15 protein-coding genes are annotated in these 14706 nt (G+C 67.9%); 10 read left to right on the top strand and 5 right to left on the bottom strand.

Annotated features, from left to right (window positions below; genetic code table 11):
• Positions 1–4: 4 nt before the first annotated feature.
• From AB0L70_RS31260 to AB0L70_RS31240, 5 genes are all read left to right on the top strand, one after another.
• Complete coding sequence (locus AB0L70_RS31260; protein WP_363690360.1) at positions 5–202, top strand: DUF664 domain-containing protein; 198 nt, start codon at positions 5–7, stop codon at positions 200–202.
• 50 nt (positions 203–252) lie between these two features.
• Complete coding sequence (locus AB0L70_RS31255) at positions 253–738, top strand: MarR family winged helix-turn-helix transcriptional regulator (protein WP_363690359.1); 486 nt, start codon at positions 253–255, stop codon at positions 736–738.
• Positions 739–840: 102 nt separating this feature from the next.
• Positions 841–2685 carry a CocE/NonD family hydrolase gene (locus AB0L70_RS31250; protein WP_363690358.1) on the top strand — a complete coding sequence of 615 codons (1845 nt, stop codon included), beginning with the start codon at positions 841–843 and terminating at the stop codon, positions 2683–2685.
• A 77-nt stretch (positions 2686–2762) separates the two neighbouring features.
• Positions 2763–4172 carry a DHA2 family efflux MFS transporter permease subunit gene (locus AB0L70_RS31245; protein ID WP_363690357.1) on the top strand — a complete coding sequence of 470 codons (1410 nt, stop codon included), beginning with the start codon at positions 2763–2765 and terminating at the stop codon, positions 4170–4172.
• Entirely contained in the window at positions 4165–4773 is a 609-nt protein-coding gene (locus tag AB0L70_RS31240; protein ID WP_363690356.1) for a TMEM175 family protein, read from the top strand. The genes AB0L70_RS31245 and AB0L70_RS31240 overlap by 8 nt, the downstream gene beginning before the upstream one ends.
• Here AB0L70_RS31240 and AB0L70_RS31235 read toward each other — a convergent pair.
• The 3 genes from AB0L70_RS31235 to zwf are packed head-to-tail and all read right to left on the bottom strand — an operon-like array spanning position 4766 to position 8728.
• Positions 4766–6358: a carboxylesterase family protein gene (locus AB0L70_RS31235; protein ID WP_363690355.1), complete on the bottom strand. Its 1593-nt coding sequence runs from the start codon at positions 6356–6358 to the stop codon at positions 4766–4768. The two genes, AB0L70_RS31240 and AB0L70_RS31235, sit on opposite strands and share 8 nt — an antisense overlap.
• Before the next feature lie 57 nt (positions 6359–6415).
• Positions 6416–7186, bottom strand: coding sequence for a precorrin-6A synthase (deacetylating) (gene cobF / locus AB0L70_RS31230; RefSeq protein ID WP_363690354.1), 771 nt, complete (start codon positions 7184–7186; stop codon positions 6416–6418).
• A 45-nt stretch (positions 7187–7231) separates the two neighbouring features.
• A complete protein-coding gene (zwf, locus tag AB0L70_RS31225; protein WP_363690353.1) occupies positions 7232–8728 on the bottom strand; it encodes a glucose-6-phosphate dehydrogenase in 1497 nt (498 codons plus the stop codon).
• Between the two features lie 163 nt (positions 8729–8891).
• On the opposite strand from zwf, the gene AB0L70_RS31220 reads away from it, so the two are divergent.
• The 4 genes from AB0L70_RS31220 to AB0L70_RS31205 are packed head-to-tail and all read left to right on the top strand — an operon-like array spanning position 8892 to position 11445.
• Positions 8892–9230, top strand: a complete 339-nt coding sequence (locus AB0L70_RS31220; RefSeq protein WP_363690352.1) for a YciI family protein — start codon at positions 8892–8894, stop codon at positions 9228–9230.
• Positions 9227–10414, top strand: coding sequence for a sigma-70 family RNA polymerase sigma factor (locus AB0L70_RS31215; protein WP_363690351.1), 1188 nt, complete (start codon positions 9227–9229; stop codon positions 10412–10414). The genes AB0L70_RS31220 and AB0L70_RS31215 overlap by 4 nt, the downstream gene beginning before the upstream one ends.
• An 18-nt stretch (positions 10415–10432) precedes the next feature.
• Positions 10433–11062, top strand: coding sequence for a maleylpyruvate isomerase family mycothiol-dependent enzyme (locus AB0L70_RS31210; protein WP_363690350.1), 630 nt, complete (start codon positions 10433–10435; stop codon positions 11060–11062).
• Positions 11059–11445, top strand: a complete 387-nt coding sequence (locus tag AB0L70_RS31205) for a VOC family protein (protein ID WP_363690349.1) — start codon at positions 11059–11061, stop codon at positions 11443–11445. Before AB0L70_RS31210 ends, AB0L70_RS31205 begins: the two co-directional genes overlap by 4 nt.
• Here the strand turns inward: AB0L70_RS31205 and AB0L70_RS31200 are convergent.
• The gene (locus AB0L70_RS31200; RefSeq protein WP_363690348.1) at positions 11442–12950 is read right to left on the bottom strand and encodes a serine hydrolase domain-containing protein; all 1509 of its coding nucleotides are present in this window, start codon (positions 12948–12950) and stop codon (positions 11442–11444) included. The two genes, AB0L70_RS31205 and AB0L70_RS31200, sit on opposite strands and share 4 nt — an antisense overlap.
• Before the next feature lie 133 nt (positions 12951–13083).
• Here AB0L70_RS31200 and AB0L70_RS31195 point away from each other — a divergent pair, with 133 nt between their 5' ends.
• Entirely contained in the window at positions 13084–13614 is a 531-nt protein-coding gene (locus AB0L70_RS31195; RefSeq protein ID WP_363690347.1) for a helix-turn-helix domain-containing protein, read from the top strand.
• On the opposite strand, the gene AB0L70_RS31190 is transcribed toward AB0L70_RS31195, so the two are convergent.
• Positions 13615–14628, bottom strand: coding sequence for an aldo/keto reductase (locus AB0L70_RS31190; protein WP_363690346.1), 1014 nt, complete (start codon positions 14626–14628; stop codon positions 13615–13617).
• Between the last annotated feature and the right edge of the window lie 78 nt (positions 14629–14706).

Raw genomic sequence — 14706 nt, 5'->3', positions numbered from 1 at the left:
GTCGGTGCTGGCGGCGTACGACGCCGAGTGGGAGCTGTCGCAGCAGACGATGCGGGACGTCGACTGGTCCGGGTTCGTCGAGGGGTATCGCGGGCCGATCCGGGTCGAGCGGCTACTGGCCGACGTACTGCAGGAGTCGGCCCGCCACCTCGGTCACCTCGACATCGTGCGGGAGTTGATCGACGGGGCCAAGGGGGAATGATCTGGCTTGGGATCGTCTGGGAGTAGATGATTGCGAGCTATTCTCGGGGTATGGCCAAGACTCCTCCGCGTACGGTTCCTGACCTGACCGGATACCTCACGCACGCCGGCCACGTCCTCGAGACCCAGCTGTCCGCGGCGCTGGCCGAGGTCGGGCTGACGCTGCGGATGCAGTGCGTCCTGCGCCATGCGCTCGAGGAGGAGCGCACGCAGATCCAGATCGCCGAGCTGGCGTACATGGACAAGACCACCATGGTCGTGACGGTCGACGCCCTCGAGAAGGCCGGGTACGCCGAACGCAAGCCGTCGGCCACCGACCGCCGCGCCCGCATCATCGCGGTCACCGAATCCGGCGCGACGATCGCCGCCGAGGGCCAGCGCATCGTCGACCGCGTCCACGCCGACGCCCTCGCCGCCATCACCACCGCGCAGCGCAAGCCGTTCATCGAGGCCCTGATCGACCTCGTCGACGGCGGCCACCTCTCCACCCCCGTCGAAGCCCAGCCGGTACGCCGGACCCGCCAGCGCGCGAGCTGATCACGGGAACCGAGTAACCCCGGACCGTGTCTGGGCTGTGTCAGGCGGGTGTCAGCACCGTTGGCGATTGTCGTCTGGACAACAGCCACGGAAGGACACCGAATGACACTGCACCGGCGGGGACTCGTCTCCGCGGTCGCGCTTGTAACCGCCTTCGTCGTTGCCGGAGTCCCCGGCGCAGCAGCGACAGCCAAGCCGACGATCAACACCTCCGGCGGGCTCACGCAGCCCGTCTTCTCATACCAGGACGCCATCCGCGAGCACGTTCAGGTGCAGTCCCCGGTGGACAGCGATGGCGACGGCAAGAAGGACCTGGTCCGGGTCGACATCATCCGGCCGAAGGAGTCGAACGCCGGCCTCAAGGTGCCGGTGATCATGCACGAGAGCCCGTACTTCGACCAGCCCGGCATCGGTTTCGAGCTCGACCACAAGAAGTACGACGCGAACGGGAACCTGACCAAGTTCCCGCTGTACCTGGACAACTACTTCGTGCCGCGCGGGTACGCGTTCGTGTCCGTCGACATGATCGGCACCAGGTTGTCGGACGGCTGCCCGACCTCCGGCGGTCCGTCCGACGTACTCGGTGGGAAGGCGGTGATCGACTGGCTGAACGGCCGGGCCACGGCGTACGACGCGCACGGCAAGCCGGTCAAGGCCACCTGGACCACCGGGCGGACCGGGATGATCGGGCACTCGTACGAGGGCTCGCTCGCGATCGGGGTCGCCGGCACCGGGGTGCGCGGGCTGGAGACGATCGTGCCGCTCGCGGGCCCGAGCAACTGGTACGACATGTGGCGGATGAACGGCACCCTCACCGACTACAAGGACGGCCAGAAATGGCTGGCCTCCATGGTCGACGAGGATCCGGATCAGAAGTGTGCGGCGGCGTACGAACGGATGATCCAGGGATCGGATGATGCCACCGGCAACTACAACGCGTACTGGCGCCAACTGGACTACCGGACCGGGCCGGTCTCGAACGTGCGGAACGTCCGGGCGAGCGTCTTCTCGGTCGTGGGCATGCAGGATCGCAACGTCACCGCCAACCAGTTCTCCACGTGGTGGGCCGGACTGCCTCGCGGTGTCGAGCGCAAGGTGTGGGTCACGCAGTACGGGCACCTCGACCCGTTCTGGGCCCGGCGCGATGTCTGGATGGACACGCTGCACAAGTGGTTCGATCACGAACTGATGGGTGTACCCAACGACATCATGCGGCAGCCGCGGGCCGACGTACAGCTCGGTCCGGATCGCTGGATCACCCAGTCCGACTGGCCGGCGCCGACCCGGCCGGTGACGCTGCGACCGCAGTACGACGGCTCACTCGGCGCGAAGCCGTCGACCGGGGCCAGGAGCTATGTCGACACCAGTCAGACCGAAGTTGCCATGGTCAACGATCCGGCCGGCGCCGATCCGCACCGGCTCGCGTTCTTGACTCCTGCGTTGAAGAAAGCGGTGCGGTTGTCCGGTACGCCGTCGGTGAGCCTGAGGGTCACGCTGGACAAGCCGACCGCCAACCTGGGCGTGTATCTCGTCGACTACGGCCAGGACACGCGGATCGACGGTGTCGACCCGAACGGCGCGCAGGGCCTGAAGTTCATCGACGGCAAGGACTGCATCGGCGAGGGCACGGCCGACGACGACGGCTGCTACCAACGGGCCGCCGACAACACCATCACCTCCGGCTTCCAGGTCGTCACCCGCGGCATCATCGACGCCCAGAACCGTACGTCGCTGACCCACCCGACCCCGCTGAAACCCGGCAAGTCCTACCAGGTCACCTGGCCGATGCTGCCCCAGGACTACGAGTTCAAGGCCGGCCACCGCCTGGGCCTCGTCCTCACCGGAACCGACGCCGATCTGGTCACCCCCGACACCGAACCAGGCACCAACACCAGGATCACCGTCGACCTGGCCCACACATCGGTCTCCCTACCATTGGCGAGCTAGTTCGATAAAAGATCGTCTGCTACGGGACTATCTGTTATGGTCATATTCATCGGAGTCGGATCGATGAGGAGCTGACCGTGGTTGCAGAGGTTGTCGGGCAGGGCGTGGCTGGGCGGGCGAAGGCGCTCGTCGTGCTCTGTGTGATGCAGTTGATGATCATCCTGGACGGGACCGTGGTGACCGTCGCGTTGCCGACGATCCAGCGCGACCTGGGGTTCTCTCAGGCGGGGCTTGCGTGGGTGATGAACTCGTACCTCATCGCCTTCGCCGGCCTGCTCCTGCTCGCGGGGCGGATCGGGGACCTGATCGGCAGCAAACGCGTGTTCCTCGCGGGCCTCGGCCTGTTCACCGCTGCCTCGCTCCTGTGCGGGCTGGCGAACAGCGCAGAGGACCTCATCGCCGGACGCTTCCTGCAAGGCGTCGGCGGCGCCCTGGCCTCCGCCGTGATCCTCGGCATGATCGTCAACCTCTACCCGGCTCCGGGCGAGCAAGCCCGCGCGATGGGCGTCTACAGCTTCACCGCGGCGAGTGGCGCGTCGATCGGGCTGATCCTCGGAGGCGTGATCACGCAGACGATCGGCTGGCACTGGGCGTTCCTGATCAACGTCCCGATCGGCCTAGCCGCCCTGGCGTTCGCCGTACGGCTCTTGGCCCGCCAGACCGGTCTCGGTCTCGGCAAGGGCGCCGACGTACTAGGCGCAATCCTGGTGACTGCCGGTCTTTCCGCGGGCATCTACACGATCGTCCAGACTGCCGAGCCAACCGCGAGCCTCCCGCGCACGCTCGTCCTCGCCGCGGTCTCGGTGCTCCTGCTGGCGGCGTTCGTGCTCCGCCAGACCCGCGTCGCCAACCCCCTGCTCTCCCTGCACATCTTCCGCAGGCGCCAGCTCACGGTGGCGAACGTCGTGGTCGTCCTGCTCTTCGCCGCCGGATTCGGCTTCCAGTTCACGACTGCGCTGTACGTCCAGAAGGTGCTGGGCTACGACTCCCTGACCACCGGACTGGCGTTTCTGCCCGCACCGCTCATGAACGCGGTGATGTCGCTCTCCATCGCCCCACGCCTCACCGTCCGCTTCGGTCCGCGGACCATGCTCCTGGCCGGCCTGACCGCGTTCCTCGGAGCACTCCTCTGGATCAGCCAAGCACCAGTAGACGGGTCGTACGTCGTCAACGTCGCACCCGTGCTCGCCGTGATGGGCGCGGGGATCGGACTGGCGATTCCGGCCGCGATCATGCTTGCCATGGCCGGTGCGGACCCGGCCGATGCCGGACTGGCCTCCGGGCTCAACAACACCGCCCAGCAAGCCGGCGCCGCCATCGGGACCGCAGTACTCGCGACTTTGGCCGCATCCACCACGTCAGACCGGCTCAGCCAGGGTGCGAGCGACGTATCGGCGCTGCGAGACGGATACAGCGCCGCGTGGCTCACAGCGGCCGGGTTTGTCCTGGCAGCCCTGGTACTGGCTACTCTTAGCCGCCGTGAGTAAGACGAGAGATCCCGACCGGTTGGTCCTGTTCACCGATGCGGTCGTCGCGATCGCGATCACGCTGCTGATCCTGCCGCTGGTCGACGTGGTGAAGGAGTCCAAGGCAGAGGACCTCACCGCGGTCGAGGTGGTCACTCACCACAAGCCGGAGATCTCCACGTTCCTGCTGAGCTTCGTGGTGATCGCGAACTTCTGGCTGGGCCACCACCGGGTGTTCGAGCACGTCCGCGGCTACACCTCGGCCATGATGCGGCTGAACCTGCTCTGGTTGCTCACGATCGTGTTCCTGCCGTTCCCGACCGAGATCACCGGCGCCTACGACAGCAGCCGGTTCACCGCCGGCCTGTACAGCGGGACGATTCTGGCCCTGAGTATCTGCCAGACCGCCCTGACCTGGATGATCCACGGCCATCGGGAGCTCGAGAACCCGGACGACCCGGTCAGCAAGCGGGAGCTCATCGGCTCCTGCGTACTGACCGGGCTGACCCTGGTCGCCTTCGTGCTGGCGGCCTTCGTCCCCGGAGTGGGCTTCTACGCCCTGCTCCTGCTGCTTCTGTCGCCGGCCCTGATGCGGGTCTGGCGACCGAAGCAGGTCAGCTGAGTCCGGCCCAGAAGGCGCACTGGTGCTCGGTGCTCAGGTTGACCGGCTTGATCCCGGTCTGGTCGGTCGGAGCCAGTGACAGCCCCTTGACCGAGTGACTGCCGGTCGGCGACCACTGCGGCCGGTCCGGTCCGTTCGGGTTGCCGGTCCGGGCGAACGCGGTCCAGTAGTCGATCATCTGGTTCGAGAGCCGCTGCTGGGTCGCCGACATCGGGAGGTCGTAGCCACCGAGCCGGAACAGGTACGGCAGCTCCATGGCGTGCGCGGCTCCCAGCCCAGGCGTTGAGATCGGCGAGTGCTTGTCGGCGAACTCGTACGCGTACACCGGCACCTTGCGAGCGGCCTGCTGGTCAGTGGCGACCTGGGTGCACGACCAGATCCGGTCCGTGGTGAGCGCGGACCACGCTGCCTTCGGCGACTCGTAACGGCTCAGCGGGTAGTGCCGCAGTACGACCGCAGCCTTGTCCGCGCCGACCATGTTGGTCACCAGTTGCGGGTAGTTCTTGGCCGTGATGTCCCCGAACGCGGGGGCCCATGCCGTTGCCTCGTCGTGGTTGTTCCCGGAGATGACCGGCACGCGGTGGAACAGTCCGGCCTTCATCGCCTTGGCCGGACTCAGCGGCACTGCCGCAGTGCCGCCGTACCCGACCTGGGTGAACTGCAGCGTCTCGTCCACCAGTACGTCGGACTTCGCGGCGCGGAGGCAGTCAAGCATCGACTGACCCGGCTTGCACGCCAGCTTGTCCTTGTAACCGTCGGCCCACTCCTTGCCGTTCGCCTGGACCGTCTTGGCGGGGATCCACGGCGAGTCCGCGGCCTGGCCCGGGTACTGGCTGTTGTCGGCCCAGTTGAAGGCACACGAACCGCTCTGCATGATCGCCTTCGCGAACAGGCCGGTGGAGGTCGGCGAGGTCAGCTGTGCGCACGTGCTCATGCCACCGGCCGACTCACCGGCCAGGGTGACGTTGCGCGGGTCGCCACCGAAGGCTCGCGCGTTGCGTTGCACCCAGCGCAGTGCAGCCTGCTGGTCCTGGATGCCGTACGTGCCGGAGCCCGCCAGGCCCGGATAGCCGAAGAAGCCGAAGATGCCGAGTCGATAGTTGACCGTGACAACGACCACGTCGCCACGGGCGGCGAACTTGGACGCTTCGTAGCTGTTGCCGGCGCCGGAGAAGAAACCGCCGCCCGGGATCCACACCACCACGGCGCGCGGCTTCGCCGACTTCGCGGCCGGCGTGGTCACGTTCAGATAGAGGCAGTCCTCGGCGGAGGAGCCGTTCGGGGCCTCGGAGTTGGCCTGCTGCGGACACGGATTACCGAGCGCCGACGCCCGTACGCCGTCCCACGCCTTGACCGGCTGCGGTGCCTTCCACCGCAGCGCACCGACCGGGGGAGCGGCGTACGGAATCCCGTCGAACACCCGCGCATCCCCAACGGCCTTACTCGCCACGAGCCCGGAATCAGTCCGTACGACGTCCTGTTGCGCCGGGGGACTGGTCTGCGCGCTCGCGGAGTTCACGAGCAGCCCGGCGGGAATCACCGCCAGAGCTACGGCCAACCGCAGTTTGCTTCGCAATGTCGTCATACCCGGAAGCCTCGGGCAGACCGGCCGACTCCCGCTTCGGCCTGAAGAACACCCAACCTACGACTTTGGTCTACCTGACCGTCGGAGCAGGTAGGTGTCCATGATCCAGCCCTTCCGATCCCGGGCCTCCGCGCGTACCTTCTCGATCTCGCTCGCAACCTCCCGCAGCGGCCCCGAGATCAAGATCTCGTCCCGCGTCCCAAGATAAGCACCCCAGTAGATCTCCGCATCCTGATCCAGATGCTCGGCGAACGCCGTCTGCGCGTCCAGCATCACCACGACGTCGTCGACCTCCTCCGGCCACTCCCGGGCCAGCCGCCGTCCGGTAGTGATCTGGATCGGCTTCCCGACCTGGTTCAGCCCGACCCGATGCCGCGCCGCCAGCGTCGACACGCTGCTGATTCCCGGAATCACCTCGACCTCGAACGCCAACTCACCCCGCGCCTGGATGTCGTCCAGGATCGCCAGCGTGCTGTCGTACAGCGAAGGATCGCCCCACACCAGGAACGCACCGACCTGACCCTCGCCGAGCTCCGACGCGATCAGCTCCGCGCACACGTCGGCCCGGCGCCGGCGCCAGTCGTCAACGGCTTCGACGTACGCCGAAGTGGTCCGATCGCGCTCGGGATCGCGGCCGACGACGACCCGGTACTGCTTGGACGTCGCGTACCGGCGCAGGATCTCCTCGCGCAGCTCGACGAGCTCCTGCTTCACCTCGCCCTTGTCCAGCACGAAGAACACGTCGACCCGGTTCAGCGCCGACACGGCCTGCATCGTCACCTGTTCCGGATCGCCCGCACCCACGCCGATCACCACGATCTCCCGCATACCCGGGAGCCTATGACAGCGCCGACCGGCAGCGCCGACTGGCAGCTACTGCTTGGCCTCGCGCCACTCGCGTTCGAACGGAAGCCGCCAGGCCCGCGGCGCGATCAGTTGATGGATCGCGTTCGGTCCCCAGGTGCCGGGCTGGTACGGCTTGGCCGGCGGCGGGTCCTCGAGCAGCATCGCGGACCGCTCCCACAGCGACTCGATACCCTCGGCAGTGGTGAACAGCGTGTGGTCGCCCCGCATCGCGTCCAGGATCAGGCGCTCGTACGCCTCGAGGACGTCGGCCGCGTTCCCGGTCTCCTGGGTGGAGAACTGCATCGACAGCTTCTCCAGCCGCATCCCCGGGCCGGGCCGCTTGCCGTAGAACGACAGCGAGACCCGGGACGAGTCGGCCAGGTCGAAGGTCAGGTGGTCCGGCCCTTCCGAGCCGACCCCGGACCCGACCGGGAACATCGTTTTCGGCGCCTCCTTGAAGGCGATCGAGATGATCCGCTGCCCCTCGGCCATCTTCTTGCCGGTGCGCAGGAAGAACGGCGTACCGGCCCAGCGCCAGTTGTCGATCTCGACCCGCAGGGCGATGAATGTCTCGGTGTCGGAGTCGGGCGCGACGCCTTCCTCCTTGCGGTAGCCGGAGTACTGCCCGCGGACCACGTCCGTCGGGCTGATCGGCAGCATCGACCGGAAGACCTTGTTCTTCTCCTCCGAGATCGCGCGCGGCTCCAGGGCGGTCGGCGGCTCCATCGCGACGAACGACATCACCTGCATGAGGTGCGTGACGACCATGTCCTTGAACGCGCCGGTCGGTTCGTAGAAGGTGGCCCGCTGGTCCAGGCCGAGCGATTCGGGGATGTCGATCTGGACATGGTCGATGAAGTTGCGGTTCCAGATCGGCTCGAACAGGCCGTTCGCGAACCGGAACGCGAGGATGTTCAGCGCCGCTTCCTTGCCGAGGAAGTGGTCGATCCGGAACACCTGCGACTCGTCGAAGGTCTCGTGCACGAAGTCGTTCAGCTTGATCGCGCTGGCCAGGTCGTCACCGAACGGCTTCTCCATCACCACCCGGGCCCGGTCGACCAGGTCCGCGTCGCGCAGCATCGCGATCACCGACTGGGCCGCCTTCGGGGGCACCGACAGGTAGTGCAGCCGCCGTACGTCCGGACCGAGCAGCTCCTCCGCCGCCTTGACCGCCGCGGACAGCGCCTCCGGCCCGGCCGTGGACGCCACGTACTCGAGCCGCTCGGCGAACTGCGCCCACTCCTCGTCCGACATCTTGTGGGTGCCGAACTTCTCCACCGCGTCCCGCGCCCTGGCCCGGAACTCGTCCGAGGTCAGCTCCTCGGTCGCCGACCCGATGATCCGTACGTCGGGAGCGAACCTGGACTGCTGCAGATACGCGAGCCCCGGCAGCAGCTTGCGCTTGGCCAGGTCACCGGTGGCACCGAACAGCACGATCACGTGCGGCGCCAGCGGCTCCGGATCCCGTCGCGACGGGCGCGATCCGGGAGACGGGTACGCAATGGTCTGGGTACGGTCAGGCATTCAGTCCTCCCGAGGACACCACCGGAGCCAACACATCTCGCAGTGTAGGTCGCTCCGGTGACGGTCAGGCGTCAGGCTGATTGCCAACGCCCGAGAACGCTACGGTGAGGGTGTCTGTTTCCGGCGTCGCCGTACGTCGGTGGGGTGACAGAGAGGACCTGCCGTGAAGTACCTGCTGATGATCTGTGGTGACGAGTCGGCCGAGGAGCACGCCAACGACGGGTGCGGTGGGTGGTCGGAGGAGATGGAGCAGCGCGGAGTGGTCGAGGGCGGTGCCGGGCTGCGGCCGCCGGGAGAGGCGACGACGGTCCGGGTGCGCAACGATGAGTTGCTGCTCACCGACGGGCCGTTCGCCGAGACGAAGGAGCAGATCGGTGGTTTCGTGCTGATCAACTGCGCCGACCTGGACGAGGCGATCGAGATCGCGGCCAAACACCCGGTGGCCGGCTACGGCACCATCGAGATCCGACCGGTCCTGGAGCCACCACCGGGCGTGGTGTGACGTTCGAGGAGGTCTACCGGCAGGAGTGGGGCCAGGTGGTCGCCACGCTGATCCGGGTGACCGGGAACTGGGAGCTGGCCGAGGAGTGCGCGCAGGAAGCGTTCGCGGCGGCGCTCGAGCGCTGGCCGCGGGACGGCGTACCGGACAAGCCAGGTGCCTGGCTGACCACGACCGCACGCAACCGTGCGGTCGACTGGCTGCGCCGTGAGGCCGTCGGCGCCAAGAAGCTCCAGGAGGTGGCTGCGATGACCCACGAGTCCGGACCGGCGTACGACGTACCTGATGACCGGCTGCGGTTGATGTTCACCTGCTGCCACCCCGCGCTGGCGATGGAGGCAAGAGTGGCGCTGACCCTCCGGACGCTCGCCGGTCTGAGTACGGCGGAGATCGCACGGGCGTTCCTGGTTCCGGAGACGACCATGTCGAAGCGGCTGACCAGGGCGAAGCAGAAGATCCAGTACGCCGGTATCCCGTACCGCGTCCCGCCCGCACACCTCCTGCCCGAGCGGACTCCCGCCGTACAGGCTGTGCTGTACCTGCTGTTCAACGAGGGGTACTCCGACGTGGTCCGGAGCAACCTGAGCGCTGAAGCGATCCGGTTGGCGCGGCTGCTCGTGCAGCTGATGCCGGACGAGCCTGAGGGTGCCGGTCTGCTCGCCCTGATGCTTCTGCACGATGCCCGCCGCGCGACCCGGCTGACACCGGACGGTGAGCTGGTGACGCTAGAGGACCAGGACCGGACCCGCTGGGACTGCGCTCTGATCGCCGAGGGCGAGGACCTCCTCGATGCGACCCTGCGCCGCGGCGCTGCTGGTCCGTACCAGGTACAGGCCGCCATCGCGGCCTGCCACGCGACCGCGCGGACCGCAGCCGATACGGACTGGCCGCAGATCGCCGGCCTGTACGCCCAGCTGAAGCAGACCCCGGTCGTTGCCCTCAACCGTGCAGTAGCCATCGGCATGGCCGACGGCCCGGCTGTGGGCCTGCGCCTGGTGGACGACCTGGCTGCTGGTCCGCTGGCCGGCTACCACCTGCTCCCGGCCACCCGCGCCGACTTCCTCCGCCGGCTCGGGCGCTGGCCCGAGGCGGCAACGGCGTACCGGGCGGCGATCGACCTGGCCGGGACGGACGCGGAACGGCGCTATCTGCGTCGAAGGCTGGCCGAGGTGTCTGTCCGGTCCTGATCCGTTCGTCGGTGGGGTATGACGGACATTCGAGAGGTCATCGCGGAAGAGCGGCGCGACCTGGCCGACCTGCTGACCGGGCTGCCCGCGGACGACTGGGACCGGACCACGTTGTGTGCGGGCTGGCGGGTACGGGAGGTGGTTGCGCACATCACCATGGCGTACCGGTACTCCGTGCCGCGGTTCCTGCTGGGGATGGTGAAGAACCGGGGCAACTTCAACCGGTTCGCGGATCGGGCGGCCCGTCGTGATGCGGTCGAGCTGAGTGCGGCCGAGCTGACGGCGAGTGTGCAGGACAACATCCATCATCCGTGGAAGCCGCCGGGTGGTGGTTATCAGGGCGCGTTGTCGCACGACGTGATCCACGGCCTCGACATCACCGTTGCCCTGGGCATCGACCGGCGGGTGCCGCCCGATCGGCTGCGCTACGTCCTGGGTGACCTGCATCCACGTCAACTCAAGTACTTCGGTGTGGATCTGACCGGCGTCCAGCTCCAGGCGAACGACCTCGACTTCACGTACGGCGCCGGCGAACCACTCACAGGCTCCGCCCAGGATCTGCTGTTGGTGCTGTGCGGTCGCCGCCTCCCACCTGACCATCTGACCGGCGCCGCCGCTGAGCGCTTCACCCTGGGAGTGAACCGATGATCATCAGTCTTCCGATTGCGGACCGTCCGCGCTCGTACGCCTTCTACCAGGAGGCTTTCGGCTTCGAGCCGTTCGGTGACGAGCTGCGCGAGGACGGCATCCCCGAGCCCCTGCAGTTCGTGCTGGCCGACGGCGTACGGATGATGCTGATCCCGACCGGCGGCTTCCGGATGGTGCTCGGCGACCAGCCGGTCGCACGGACCGGAACCAGCGAGTGCCTCCTCAGCATCCACGTCGAATCAGAGGCCGCCGTGGATGCCCAGGTGGCCAAGGCGGTGGCCGCGGGCGCGAAGGTCGTCACGGCGCCGACCCGGAAACCCTGGGCCTACCTCGCGACCTTCACCGACCCAGACGGCCACCTATGGATGGTCGAAACCACCTAGAGCAGCCGCGGGTGCTTGAGGTGGGGAGCCTTCAGTGCCTTGGGAGTCGCCGTGGTGGGTTGGTGGCGGAAGAGCCGGCCGCCGTAGCGGAGCCAGTCGACAGAGCCGTTCGAGCCGCGGACGAAGTTGGCGCGGACGTGGGTGGGTTGGCCGTCGGGTTCCAGAGCTAGGACATAGTCCTGGCGGTAGAACGGCAGGCGAAGGGCGACCTGGCCGCCGATACTGGCGACCAGTTCCCCGTCGTTCGCCGCCAGTTCGAGGCCGAGCTCCTCCGGCTTGCCGTCGAAGCCGATCTGCTGGGACACGTAGGTGCCTTCGTAGGCAGCCAGCTTCTGCGGTGGCAGCTGACGCGGTACGGCGGGCAGATTACTGACGCCGGCGAACTCACGCAGCGCCCAGTCGTCCGCGAACAGCTCGGCCACCAACGCCGGACCGCTCTCCGAGTTGGTCAGCAAGGTGATCGCGAAATCCCGCTGCGGGACCATCAGGAAGCCGGAGTGCTGACCGGACCAGTCACCACCGTGCTGTACGACGGTCGGGCCCTCCGCGGTCGGCCGCAGCATCCACGTGACGCCAACACCGTTCAGTTCGACGAACAGCGTGCCGCCGGGACCCGGGTGGGAACGCATCGCCAGCCGGGCGCGATCGCTGAGCAGGTGTGGGAATCCCGGGTGCCCCAGGTGATACCGCGCGTACCGGAGTTGGTCGCGAGCGCTCGAGATCAGGCCACCGATCGCGGCCAGACTGCGGGGGATCCGGTCGAACGACGGTTCGACCACCGGCTTGCCGTCGACGATGTTGTGCGAGGCGGCGACGCTGAACCCGTCGAGCTCGCTGCGGAAGTACCGGCTGTGCTCGAGGCCGAGCGGATCGATGAGCAGCTCGCGGGCGGCGACTTCGTACGGCTTGCCGGTGACGACCTCGATGATCCGGCCGGCCACACCGATCGCGGCGTTGTTGTACGAGAACACCTTGCCGAGCGGGGTCAGCTGCGGGACCTCCGTCATCCCGGCGACGTACCGGGTCAGCGCGTCCTCGCCGTCACCCGTGTCGAGGAAGTAGTCGCCCTGCCAGCCGGCCGAGTGGTTCAGCAGTTGGCGGACGGTGATCCGCCGGGCCACCGAGGGATCGCTGGTCCGGAAGTCGGGCAGGTACGCGCGGACCGGGCGGTCCAGGCTGATCCGGCCGCGTTCGACCAGGCGCATGATCAGCGTGCCGGTGAAGGTCTTGGTGGTCGAGCCGATCCGGAACACCGTGTCCGCGGTGACGTCCGACGGCTGGTCGACGTTCGTGACGCCGAAGCCGCGGACGTACTCGCGGCCCCGGTACCAGAGGCCGAGGCCGACGCCTGGGATCGCGTACTTCGCCATCCCGGCCTCGATCTTGTCCGCCAGCCGGCCGATCGGGGCCGGCTCCCGGGTGGCTGATGCGGGCAGGGACGGCAGGGCGGCGACCGGTACGGCGGCAGCCGCGGAGGTGAGCAGGGTTCGACGGGTGAGCAACACGGCAACTTCTCCTCGGGGCGACAGGGTGAAATGGTTCCGTTGCCGCTATTATTACCAAAGTTGGGAACAATTGGGACCCTGAAAGAACCCTGACCCCCAGGCCCGACTCGGAGCGCCGTGATGGAGTGCGTGCATGGATGAATCGCCGACGCCGGTGTCGGACCTGCTGCTGCATCCGATCCGCTGGCGGATCACGCAGCGCCTGCTCGGTCGTGAGCTGACCACGACCGAGCTCAAGCGCGATCTCCCCGACGTCCCGACCACGAGCCTGTACCGGCATGTCGCCGTACTGATCGACGCGGGCTTCCTCAGCGTGGTCCGGGAACGACGCGTCCGCGGCACGATCGAGCGCACCCTCACCCTGGACCAGTCGAAGGGCCGCATCGACGAGGCCGAGGCCCGTGCGATGACGCCCGAACAGCACCGGCAGGCGTTCCTGCTCGTCCTCACCCGCCTGGCCGCCGACTTCGACCGCCTGGTCGAGAGCGGCGACCTCTACCCGCGGATGGCCCAGCTCGGCTACAGCCAACTCGCGCTGTACGTCGACAGCGAGGACCTCACCACCATCCGCGACGGCATCAGCGCCCTGCTGGAGCCGCACCTGCAGGAGACGCCGGGCAAGGATCGCGTGGTCCTGTCGATGATCGCCCTGCCGGACGTGTGATCAGCGGCGCCGGAGGGTGGCGTCGAGGATCGCCGGGGGAGCGGCGTTGTAGTTGTCGGCCGGATCCAGCTCGGTGCCTGGGGCAACGATCTCGTCGATCCGGTCGAGCACGTCGGCGGACAGCGTGAGCCCGGCGGCCGGGAGCAGGGTGTCGAGATGCTCCTGGGTTCGCGGGCCGATCAACACCGACGTGACCACCGGATGCGCCCGGACGAACGCAATGGCCAGCTGCGGGAGCGTCATCCCGGCCTCGGCCGCAAGGGGCGCGAGCTTGGCAACGGCCGCGGCCTTGGCCTGACCGGTCGCAGTGGTCGGGTCGAAACTCGACGGCCGGAACGTGGACCGGTGCGACGAGGCCTGGTTCGCCCGGCCGGAGAGCCAGCCGCTGTTCAGCGGTCCGAACGTGAGTACGCCGAGGTTGTGCCGCTGGGCCACCGGGAACACCGACGCCTCCGGCCGGCGGGTCAGGATCGAGTACATGGTCTGTTCGGTCCGGAACCGGTGGGTGCCGCGACGCTCGGCGGCCCACTGCGCCTCGACGATGGTTTCGGCCGCGAACATCGACGAGCCGAACGCCCGGATCTTGCCCGCCTGGACCAGGTCCGACAGCGCCGACAACGTCTCGGCGACATCAGTCTCGTGGTCGGGGCGATGCAGCTGGTACAGGTCGAGGTGGTCGGTGCCGAGCCGGCGCAGGCTGTTCTCGACCGACCGCATGATCCAGCGGCGGGAGGCGCCGCGCTGGTTCGGGTCCTCACCCATCGGTAGCCCGAACTTGCTCGCCAGGACGACGTCGTCGCGCCGGCCGCGGATCGCCGTACCGACGATCTCCTCGGACTCGCCGCCGGAGTAGACGTCGGCGGTGTCGATCAGGTTGATGCCCGCGTCGAGGGCGCGGTGGATGATCCGGACCGAGTCCTCGTGGTCCTGATTGCCCATCGCGCCGAACATCATCGCGCCGAGCGCGAGCTCGCTGACCGAGATACCGGTGCCGCCGAGGATTCTGCGATTCACAGGTGGTGCCTTTCTCATCGTTGCCGTCTTCTCCATGACAGCACCGGAGTGCGCCGGGGCGTGAGCGTGATACTGGCG

It is taken from the genome of Kribbella sp. NPDC051952 (assembly GCF_040680855.1).
In the GTDB taxonomy this organism is placed as follows: Bacteria; Actinomycetota; Actinomycetes; order Propionibacteriales; family Kribbellaceae; genus Kribbella.
Note: the sequence above shows the minus strand (reverse complement) of the source record. Positions and strands in the feature narration are given on the sequence as shown.